The organism is Mesorhizobium sp. M2C.T.Ca.TU.002.02.1.1, assembly GCF_003997225.1.
In genome coordinates, this window is record NZ_RZTO01001139.1 from 1 (window position 1) to 1,475 (window position 1,475).

Here is a 1,475-nt window from a genome sequence, read left to right on the forward strand (position 1 = left end):
TGTCCGACACCAGCGTGTTGTAGCCGAAGGAGACGCCGCGCTCGGTGGTCAGAACGTTCGGATTGCCGGAACCGGTGATCTTGGCGACGACGTTCTTCATGTCCCAGGGCGCGAGGAACTGGCCCTTCTTCACATTGATGACCTTGCCGGTTTTGGCCGCGGCGACCAGCATATCGGTCTGGCGCGACAGAAAGGCCGGGATCTGCAGAACATCGACATGCGGCGCGACAACAGCGCATTGTTCCTCGGTATGGACGTCGGTCAGCACCGGGAGCCCAAACTCCTTGCGCAGATCGTCGAAGATCGGCATCGCCGCGTCGAGCCCCGCGCCGCGCGTCGCCGATAGCGAGGTGCGGTTGGCCTTGTCGTAGCTGGTCTTGTAGACGAGGCCGATGCCCAGCCGGTCCGTCAGTTCCTTCAGCGCGCCGGCCATATCGAAAGCGTGCTGGCGCGATTCAAGCTGGCACGGGCCGGCAATCAGCGACAGCGGCGCATTGTTGGCGAAGACCACCTTGCCGACGGTCACGGATGAATTGGGCGCCATCGAATTGGACGCTTGCGGCTTGCTCATGGGATCTCCCGGAAGATGAAGGCGGCGCCTTGGCCGGGCGCCGGCGCAACGACGATATCGTTGCCGCTCATGTTGTGTTGGACCGCGTTGTTCGCAAGCAGGCGCCGGGTGGCGGCCCCATCGCGAACCGAGAAAACGATGGCCGTGAAGCGCAGGTTCGGCGATGGTGCGACCGTCAGGCCGAAGCGCGAGCCATAATCTTCAGACGAGAAAACGCTGAGGACTGCATTCGGTAGCCGCACCGCGCGGCCATCGCTCGCATCAGCTTGGGCAGCGGTCGCGATCAACCCAATCTGCGCAGCGGGCCTGTCACTGACGGCGATAATTTCAAGAATACCCGTCACGCCATTGGCGTGCGCCTGCAGGGCCGTCCGATCGATCTTGGGCGCGTTGATGCGCTGGCAGGCGAAGAGGAAGGCCTCGTCGGCCTCCTTATCGGATACGAATGCCAGCTTGAAGGAAGCCATGTCGCTTTTGCCGCTCGCGTCGGTAAAGGCGCGCGAGAAGCTCAGCATCTCGCCGGCCGAAAGACCGGCCTCGACATAGCGCGCCTGATCGGCATCGGCATTGGCCGTTCCGAAGACGACCGCGGAAAAACCTTCCTCGCCAAGGGTTTGACGGTAGAGGCGGTCCCGCGCGACGAAGACGTTGCCTTCGCTTATGGCGAGGTCTGCCGTCTGTTCATTTCCGACCGCCAGCGGCTCCAGATAGGTGCCGTCGGCGAAAAAGACGCAGGCATTCTCGGTGCCGAACGGGTGGATGCCCGTGGGCGCGACGACAAAGCCGAGCGAGACCAGACGCGACCGCACGGCATCGAGGCTCCGTGTCGGCAGCACGAGGTGATCGAGCGGATGAGCAGCGGTTTTGACCATGCCGGCGGGATGTGCCCCATTCCGGCCGGCGG

The 1,475-nt window shown here is 63.7% G+C and carries 2 protein-coding genes; both read right to left on the reverse strand.

Annotated elements, in window-relative coordinates; genetic code table 11:
- Nucleotides 1–571: 3-deoxy-8-phosphooctulonate synthase (gene kdsA, locus EOD07_RS34125; RefSeq protein ID WP_127238325.1), on the reverse strand; the 571-nt coding region annotated here is incomplete at its 3' end.
- On the reverse strand, nt 568–1,443 hold the full coding sequence (locus EOD07_RS34130) for a VOC family protein (protein WP_127238326.1): 876 nt from the start codon (nt 1,441–1,443) through the stop codon (nt 568–570). The genes kdsA and EOD07_RS34130, both read right to left, overlap by 4 nt.
- Between the last annotated feature and the right edge of the window lie 32 nt (nt 1,444–1,475).

What these genes read in the sequence shown, in the direction of transcription:
- EOD07_RS34130 (WP_127238326.1), bottom strand. Translation starts at nt 1,443, where the DNA reads ATGGTCAAAACCGCTGCTCATCCGCTCGATCACCTCGTGCTGCCGACA.